Source organism: Neisseria sp. P0021.S005 (assembly GCF_051956955.1).
On the sequence record NZ_JBQCWY010000091.1, the window covers coordinates 1 to 9,048 of the forward strand.

At 48.7% G+C, this 9,048-nt stretch carries 7 protein-coding genes; 4 read left to right on the forward strand and 3 right to left on the reverse strand.

The features are described from left to right. The 4 genes from ACTHUE_RS07270 to ACTHUE_RS07285 form a co-directional block, all read left to right on the forward strand. On the forward strand, positions 1–1,844 hold a 1,844-nt coding region (locus tag ACTHUE_RS07270; protein ID WP_440423182.1), incomplete at its 5' end, for a DNA gyrase C-terminal beta-propeller domain-containing protein. 64 nt (positions 1,845–1,908) lie between these two features. Further along, a complete protein-coding gene (gene uvrC, locus ACTHUE_RS07275; RefSeq protein WP_049335213.1) occupies positions 1,909–3,750 on the forward strand; it encodes an excinuclease ABC subunit UvrC in 1,842 nt (613 codons plus the stop codon). Between the two features lie 27 nt (positions 3,751–3,777). Next, the gene (gene aroD / locus ACTHUE_RS07280) at positions 3,778–4,527 is read left to right on the forward strand and encodes a type I 3-dehydroquinate dehydratase (RefSeq protein WP_004520356.1); all 750 of its coding nucleotides are present in this window, start codon (positions 3,778–3,780) and stop codon (positions 4,525–4,527) included. Positions 4,528–4,661: 134 nt separating this feature from the next. Beyond that, positions 4,662–5,231, forward strand: coding sequence for an acetate uptake transporter (locus ACTHUE_RS07285; RefSeq protein WP_004520357.1), 570 nt, complete (start codon positions 4,662–4,664; stop codon positions 5,229–5,231). Between the two features lie 77 nt (positions 5,232–5,308). Here ACTHUE_RS07285 and yfaE read toward each other — a convergent pair whose 3' ends face one another. From yfaE to nrdA, 3 genes are all read right to left on the reverse strand, one after another. Beyond that, on the reverse strand, positions 5,309–5,608 hold the full coding sequence (yfaE, locus tag ACTHUE_RS07290; protein WP_003686421.1) for a class I ribonucleotide reductase maintenance protein YfaE: 300 nt from the start codon (positions 5,606–5,608) through the stop codon (positions 5,309–5,311). A gap of 105 nt (positions 5,609–5,713) precedes the next feature. After that, the gene (gene nrdB, locus ACTHUE_RS07295; RefSeq protein ID WP_004520359.1) at positions 5,714–6,847 is read right to left on the reverse strand and encodes a class Ia ribonucleoside-diphosphate reductase subunit beta; all 1,134 of its coding nucleotides are present in this window, start codon (positions 6,845–6,847) and stop codon (positions 5,714–5,716) included. Between the two features lie 312 nt (positions 6,848–7,159). Then, on the reverse strand, positions 7,160–9,048 hold a 1,889-nt coding region (gene nrdA, locus ACTHUE_RS07300), incomplete at its 5' end, for a class 1a ribonucleoside-diphosphate reductase subunit alpha (protein WP_440423184.1).

Here is a 9,048-nt window from a genome sequence, read left to right on the forward strand (position 1 = left end):
TGCGTGTCGTGATCGAATTGAAACGCAATGAAAATGCCGAAGTCGTTTTGAACCAACTCTACAAACTGACCCAGCTGCAAGACAGCTTCGGTATCAACATGGTGGCCTTGGTTGACGGCCAGCCGCGCTTGCTGAACCTGAAACAAATCCTGTCCGAATTCCTGCGCCACCGTCGCGAAGTCGTTACCCGTCGTACTTTATTCCGCCTGAAAAAAGCGCGTCATGAAGGCCATATTGCCGAAGGTAAAGCAGTTGCCTTGTCTAATATCGACGAAATTATCCGCCTGATTAAGGAATCTGCCAATGCGCCGGAAGCCAAAGAAAAACTGCTGTCCCGCCCATGGCGCAGCAGCTTGGTTGAAGACATGCTCAGCCGTACGGATTTAGACCTGCACATGATGCGCCCTGAAGGCTTGCCAGAGAATTTGGGCCTGCATAGCCAAGGCTATTACCTGAGCGAATTGCAAGCCGATGCCATTTTGCGCATGAGCTTGCGTAACCTGACCGGTCTCGATCAGGAAGAAATTGTCGGCGAATATAAAAACCTGATGAGCAAAATCATTGATTTCGTGGATATTCTTTCCAAACCTGAGCGCGTTACCCAAATCATCCGCGAAGAATTGGCAGACATCAAAGCCAACTTTGGCGATGAGCGTCGCAGCGAAATCAATCCGTTTGGCGGCGATATCGCCGATGAAGACCTGATTCCGCAACGTGAAATGGTCGTTACCCTGACTCATGGCGGCTACATCAAAACCCAGCCGACTACCGATTATCAGGCGCAGCGTCGCGGCGGCCGCGGCAAACAGGCAGCGGCAACCAAAGACGAAGACTTTATCGAAACCCTGTTTGTTGCCAATACGCATGATTATTTGATGTGCTTTACCAATTTGGGCAAGTGCCATTGGATTAAAGTGTACAAACTGCCGGAAGGTGGCCGCAACAGCCGTGGTCGTCCGATTAACAACGTTATCCAATTGGAAGAGGGCGAAAAAGTCAGCGCGATTTTGGCCGTCCGCGAGTTCCCGGAAGACCAATACGTTTTCTTCGCCACTGCACAAGGCATGGTGAAAAAAGTCCAGTTGTCTGCGTTTAAAAACGTCCGCAGCCAAGGCATTAAAGCCATCGCGCTTAAAGAAGGCGATTACTTGGTCGGCGCAGCGCAAACCGGCGGTGCGGATGACATTATGTTGTTCTCCAACTTGGGCAAAGCCATCCGCTTTAACGAATATTGGGAAAAATCCGGTAACGATGAAGCAGAAGATGCCGATATCGAAACCGAAAACGAAGATTCAGACGGCCTGGATGATGAAAATGCCGAAAACGCATTGCCAAGCGGCAAACACGGTGTCCGTCCGTCCGGTCGCGGCAGTGGCGGTTTGCGCGGTATGCGCCTGCCGGCCGATGGCAAGATTGTCAGCCTGATTACCTTTGCCCCTGAAGCCGAACAAAGCGATTTGCAAGTATTGACCGCTACCGCCAACGGCTATGGCAAACGTACCCCGATTGCCGATTACAGCCGTAAAAACAAAGGCGGCCAAGGCAATATCGCTATCAATACCGGCGAGCGCAACGGCGATTTGGTTGCCGCAACTTTGGTCAGTGAAACCGACGACCTGATGCTGATTACCAGCGGCGGTGTCCTGATTCGTACCAAAGTTGAGCAAATCCGCGAGACCGGCCGCGCTGCCGCAGGCGTGCGTCTGATTAATTTGGATGAAGGCGAAACCTTGGTCAGCTTGGAGCGCGTGGCCGAAGAGGCTGAAGATGAAGCCGCTTTGGAAAGCGATGCAGCTGAAAACCAAGTGGTAGAAGCTGAAGATACTCCGTCTCAAGAATCTTAAACGTCAATGAAAAAGGCCGTCTGAAAAGTTTTCAGACGGCCTGCTTATTCCAAAAGAAAATCCCGTGAGCGCAACCGAACCGTTCGATTTACCTCTTTTTCTGAAAAATCTGCCCAATCTACCGGGCGTGTACCGTTTTTTTGACGAAGACAACAATGTTTTGTATGTCGGCAAAGCGGTCAATCTCAAGCGGCGCGTTTCCAGCTATTTCCAAAAAAACGACCATTCGCCGCGCATCGCATTGATGGTAAAACAGGTTCACCATATCGAAACCACCATCACGCGTTCTGAAGCCGAAGCGCTGATTCTCGAAAACAACTTCATCAAAGCCTTGTCGCCGAAATACAATATTCTTTTCCGCGATGACAAAAGCTATCCTTATTTGATGCTCAGCGGCCATCAATATCCGCAAATGGCGTATTACCGCGGCACGCTGAAGAAACCAAATCAATATTTCGGCCCATATCCTAACAGCAACGCCGTGCGCGACAGCATTCAAGTGTTGCAAAAAGTCTTTATGCTGCGTACCTGCGAAGACAGCGTATTCGAGCATCGCGACCGTCCTTGTCTGCTGTACCAAATCAAACGCTGCACCGCGCCTTGTGTCGGCCACATCAGCGAAGAAGATTACCGCGACAGCGTGCGCGAGGCCGCAACTTTCCTCAATGGCAAAACCGACGAATTGACGCGCACCTTGCAACACAAGATGCAAACTGCCGCCGCGAATCTGCAATTTGAAGAAGCTGCCCGTTACCGCGATCAAATCCAAGCACTCGGCATCATGCAGAGTAATCAGTTTATCGACAGCAAAAATCCGAACAATCCCAACGATATTGATTTGCTCGCGCTGGCGGTTTCAGACGGCCTGGTTTGCGTACACTGGGTCAGCATACGCGGCGGACGGCATGTCGGCGATAAAAGCTTTTTCCCTGACACCAAAAACGATCCCGAGCCAAACGGGCAAGATTACGCCGAAGCCTTCGTCGCTCAACACTATCTGGGCAAAAGCAAACCCGACATCATCATCAGCAACTTTCCCGTTCCCGATGTGCTGAAAGAGGCTTTGGAAGGCGAACACGGCAAGCAGATGCAATTTGTCACCAAAACCATAGGCGAACGAAAAGTCTGGTTGAAAATGGCGGAACAAAACGCACAAATGGCGATTGCACAACGCCGCCTGCAACAAAGCAGTCAGCAACACCGTATTGATGAACTGGCCAAAATCCTCGGCATGGATTCAGACGGCCTCAACCGCCTTGAATGTTTCGATATCAGCCACACGCAAGGCGAGGCCACTATTGCGTCCTGCGTTGTGTACGATGAGCAAAACATCCAGCCTTCACAATACCGCCGCTATAATATCACGACCGCCAAGCCTGGCGATGACTACGCCGCCATGCGCGAAGTGTTGACGCGCCGTTACGGCAAAATGCAGGAGGCCGAAGCCAACGGCGAAAGCGCCAAATGGCCAGATGTCGTGTTGATTGACGGCGGCAAAGGGCAAATCGGCGTAGCCGTATCAGTATGGGAAGAACTTGGGTTGCACATTCCTTTGGTCGGTATCGCCAAAGGCCCTGAGCGCAAAGCCGGTATGGAAGAACTCATACTGCCTTTTACCGGCGAAGTCTTCCGCCTGCCACCCAACAGCCCGGCCTTGCATTTATTGCAAACCGTACGCGATGAATCGCACCGCTTTGCAATTACAGGCCACCGAAAAAAACGCGACAAAGCACGCGTTACTTCATCACTCAGCGAAATCCCCGGTATCGGCAGCAAACGCCGCCAAGCATTGCTTACCCGATTCGGCGGTCTGCGCGGTGTGATTGCAGCCAGCCGCGAGGACTTGGAAAAAGTGGAAGGCATCAGCAAAGCCTTGGCGGAAACCATTTACGAGCATCTGCACTGATTGGCTTGAACAGCAAAAAGGAACAATATGAAACCTGTCATCATCAAAAATATCGAGATCGGCAAAGGCCTGCCTAAAATTGCCGTGCCGCTGGTGGCCGCCAATACGCAGGAATTGGAGCAGGCTTTGCGCGTATTGAAAGAGACGGCTTTTGACATTATTGAATTTCGTGCAGATTTTTTTCAAGAAGCGCTTGATGCCGATTTTATTACCGAACAATTAGGCATTGTCCGACAGGCTTTTCCTGACAAGCCTTTACTGTTTACGTTTAGAAGGGCGCAAGAGGGCGGCAATACACCTTGTTCGGATGACTATTATTTTGAATTATTGGAAAAAATCATCCGTTCCAAACAAGCTGATATGATCGACATTGAGCTTTTTGCCGAGGAAAATGGCGTAAAACAAACCATAGCTTTGGCACATGAACATCAAACTGCCGCCTTGCTTTGCAATCACGATTTTCAAGCCACGCCGTCTTTGGTAGATATTACAGGCCGTCTGAAAACAATGGCCGAGTGGGGCGCGAATATCTGCAAAATTGCCGTGATGCCGCAATCGTCGCAAGATGTATTGACCTTATTACAGGCAACATATGATGTTTCACAAATTATCGACCGCCCGATTATTACTATGTCTATGGGTAAAATCGGAGCTGTCAGTCGCTTGGCCGGCTCGACTTTCGGCTCGGCCGTTACCTTTGGTGCGGCACAAAAAACGTCGGCCCCCGGCCAAATTGATGCCAACGAATTAAGGAAAATCTTGGCAATTTTGGGATAGTTTAATTATTAATATTCAAGGCCGTCTGAAAAATATTTTTCAGATGGCCTGATTTTTTTAAATTTATTTCTTTTAATTTTAAATAAAATAGGTAACAATGGGTTTCCTATTTTAATAACCAGAGGAGAAATAAAATGACTACTACTAAAGAAAACCTGGCGAATCCAGGTCCAGTAGGCCTGTGTGGCTTTGCATTGACAACTTGGTTGCTCAGCCTGATTAACGGCGGCTTTTTTACTGCTCAAGAGGGTGTCGGCTTAGTTTTGGGCATGGCTCTCGCCTTTGGTGGTATCGCCCAAGTTATTGCCGGCATGTTTGAGTTCAAGAAAGGTAATACGTTTGGCTTTACCGCTTTTATCAGCTATGGCGCCTTCTGGTGGACATGGGCTTTGTTTACCATCTTTTTTAAAGGTGAAACAGCCCCGGCATTTATCGGTTGGTATCTCTGCGCATGGGGTATGTTTTCGCTAATGATGTTTGTGGCCACCTTGACCAAGCCTAAAGTATTGAGCGGTATTTTCTTTTGCTTGACACTGACTTTCTTTGCATTGGGTATTGGCGATGGCATGGAAAATCATAGCATCGTCCATATCGGCGGTTGCTTAGGCTTGGTAACTGCACTTGGTGCGTTCTACTTGGCAGCGGCAGAAGTCATCAACGAATCTTTCGGCAAGACGGTTTTGCCGGTTGGCGAACGTAAGTAAGCTTGACCATACAAAATGCCGTCTGAACGGTGGAAATGAAATCAAAGATTTCGGCCACAATGTTCAGACGGCATTTTTTATTTATCTTCAAATAAATCGACATCAAATAAGTCCGGCTCTTTGATGCGCTCCCGACAATCGAGCTTGATGTCTTCAGTAACCCGACAGCAACACGGCAAAATTTCTCCGGGCGCGACAAAAGCGAGCGGAAAATTATCATAAGAGACTTTTCCATCCAAGATTTTGACCCGGCATGAACCGCAATAACCGCTGCGACATTGGTATTCAACCTCGTGACCGGTGCGCTCCAAGCCCTCCAATAAGGTTTCGCCTTGTTGGAGTTGGAAGGTTTTGTCGTGTGTGCTGATGAGTGCCATATGATTTGTTTGGATTGGAAAGGCCGTCTGAAACGGTGTAAAGACGAAATCAAAGATTTCTGCCACACCGTTCAGACGGCCTTGATCATAAAACCGAATGTTCGATTACAGCTCGAAATCGCCCAAATCGTCGGCATTGACTTCCGAATCAATCTGACCAATCAGGTAAGAGGAAATTTCTACTTCCTGCGGCGCAACCTGTACATTGTCAGAAGACAGCCATGCGTTAATCCAAGGAATCGGATTTTGAGTCGCACCTTCAAATCCAGCAGGAAGGCCAACCGCCTGCATGCGCAGATTGGTAATATATTCAACGTATTGAGCCAAAATTTCTTTATTCAGGCCAATCATGGAACCGTCTTTAAACAGATATGCCGCCCATTCTTTTTCCTGCTCGGCTGCTTTTTTGAAGAGATTGAAACACTCGTCCTGTAATTCATTTGCAATTTCAGCCATTTCAGGATCATCGGCACCGGCACGCATCAGGTTCAGCATATGCTGGGTGCTGGTTAAATGCAGTGCTTCATCGCGGGCAATCAGCTTGATGATTTTGGCGTTGCCTTCCATCAATTCGCGCTCGGCAAAGGCGAACGAGCAGGCAAATGAAACGTAGAAGCGGATGGCTTCCAATACATTAACGCACATCAGGCAGAGATAGAGTTTTTTCTTCAGCTCACGTAAAGACACGGTAACAAGCTTGCCGCCGACATTGTGTGAACCTTCGCCCAACAGATTGTAATATTGGGTGTATTCAATCAAATCATCGTAATAGCAGGCAATGTCTTCAGCACGGGCGATGATGTATTTGTTTTGCACAATATCATCGAACACGACTGACGGATCATTTACGATATTGCGGATGATATGAGTGTAGCTGCGCGAGTGGATGGTTTCGCTGAAGCTCCACGTTTCAATCCAAGTTTCCAGCTCGGGAATAGACACCAAAGGCAAGAACGCGACATTCGGGCTGCGGCCTTGGATCGAATCGAGCAGGGTTTGGTATTTCAGATTGCTGATGAAAATATGTTTTTCATGTTCGGGCAGATTGGCGTAGTCAATACGGTCGCGCGACACGTCGATTTCTTCCGGACGCCAGAAGAAAGACAATTGTTTTTCGATCAGTTTTTCAAATACTTCGTATTTCTGCTGGTCATAACGGGCGACATTTACCGGTTGACCAAAAAACATCGGCTCTTTCAGCGCGTCGTTTTTGGTTTTGGAAAAGGTGCTGTATGACATGGTTAGGTGTTCGCAGGACATAATGTCTCTCTTTTTAAAAATTAGTCGACTTTTCTATTAATTGTTAATTCACCATATGAAACATGTTGAATTTTATCAATAAAGTGCCATCCTAAAATAGCGAAGACTAAAAGAACACTAATAAATACATAAAATTTATATTCAGCTAAGAATGACCAAATGGCATCCATATTTTTCCTTTTCTGGAAAATAACAACTTAGCTTCATATAGTAGTAGGTTTTAATTTAAGAAAATCCTTAAAGCCTTCTACTATCTAGAAGCCTTGGATATATTTCAAAAATCAGCCTATTTTAAATCTTACAAGCCCCGCCCGAACAGCCGTCATCTTGAATATCGGTCTGCGTATCGTCTGCGCCATCACGGGTGTTGTGGTAGTACAGGGTTTTGACGCCGTATTTATAGGCGGTCAGCAGGTCTTTGAGCATTTGTTTCATGGAAACTTTGCTGCCTTCAAATTTGTTCGGGTCGTAGGCGGTATTGGCGGAAATCGATTGATCGACAAATTTTTGCATTACACCGACGAGTTTCAGGTAGCCTTCGTTACCCGGAAGCTGCCACAGGGTTTCGTAGGCATCTTTCAGGGTTTCAAATTCCGGTACGACTTGTTTCAAAATACCGTCTTTTGATGCTTTAACGCTGACCAGGCCACGTGGAGGCTCGATGCCGTTGGTGGCGTTGGCAATTTGCGAGCTGGTTTCAGACGGCATGAGTGCGGTCAGGGTAGAGTTGCGCAGGCCGTATTTGACGATGCCAGCGCGCAGGCTTTCCCAGTCGTAATGCAAAGGCTCGCTGCACACGGCGTCCAAGTCTTTTTTGTAGGTGTCGATAGGCAGTTTGCCTTGCGAATAAACGGTTTGGTTGAAGAGCGGGCATGCGCCGTATTCTTTGGCAAGGTTTACCGATGCTTTGAGCAGGTAATACTGCATGGCTTCAAAGGTACGGTGGGTCAGGCCGAGCGCGGAATCGTCGCTGTAACGTACGCCGTTTTTCGCCAGATAGTAGGCGTAGTTGATGACGCCGATACCAAGCGTGCGGCGGTTCATGGTTGCGGTGCGTGCTGCTGCAACCGGATAGTCTTGATAATCCAACAGGGCATCAAGTGCGCGTACGGTCAAATCGGCAAGCTCTTCCAGTTCGTCCAAGTTGTTCAATGCGCCCAAGTTGAAGGCAGACAAGGTACACAAGGCAATTTCGCCGTTCGGATCGTTGATGTTATCCAAAGGCTTGGTCGGCAGGGCGATTTCCATACACAAGTTGGACTGATGAACAGGCGCAACGTGTGGATCAAACGGGCTGTGCGTGTTGCAGTGGTCAACGTTTTGGATGTAGATTCGACCGGTACCGGCGCGCTCCTGCATCAGGGTAGAGAACAATTCTGTTGCCGGCAAAGTACGTTTGCGGATGTTTGGATCTTGCTCGTATTGAGTGTAGAGGCGCTCGAATTCGTCTTGATCGGCGAAGAAGGCATCATACAAACCCGGAACTTCATTCGGCGAGAACAGGGTAATATTGCCGCCTTTGATCAAGCGGGTGTACAGCAGACGGTTGATTTGCACGCCGTAGTCCAGTTGGCGGATACGGTTGTCTTCTACGCCGCGGTTGTTTTTCAATACCAACAGGCTTTCGGCTTCGATGTGCCACAATGGGTAGAACAAGGTTGCCGCGCCACCGCGTACGCCGCCTTGCGAGCAGGATTTAACCGCCGCTTGGAACATTTTGAAGAATGGGATACAACCGGTGTGTTGTGCTTCGCCGCCACGGATTTCACTACCCAAGCCACGGATACGGCCGGCGTTGATGCCGATGCCTGCTCGTTGGGAAACGTATTTCACAATCGCGCTGGTGGTGGCGTTGATGGAGTCAAGGCTGTCGTCGCATTCAATCAACACGCAGCTTGAGAATTGACGGGTAGGCGTACGCACGCCGCTCATGATAGGTGTAGGCAGCGATACTTTGAATGTGGAAACGGCATCGTAAAAGCGTTTGACGTAATCCAAACGGGTCTCTTTCGGATATTTGCTGAAGAGACACATGGCGACCAAAATATATAAGAACTGCGGCGTTTCATAAATTTGGCGGGTAACGCGGTTTTGAACCAGATATTTGCCTTCCAGCTGTTTTACGGCTGCATAAGAGAAGGTCATATCGCGGCTGTGGTCGATATAGGCATTCAGCTCGT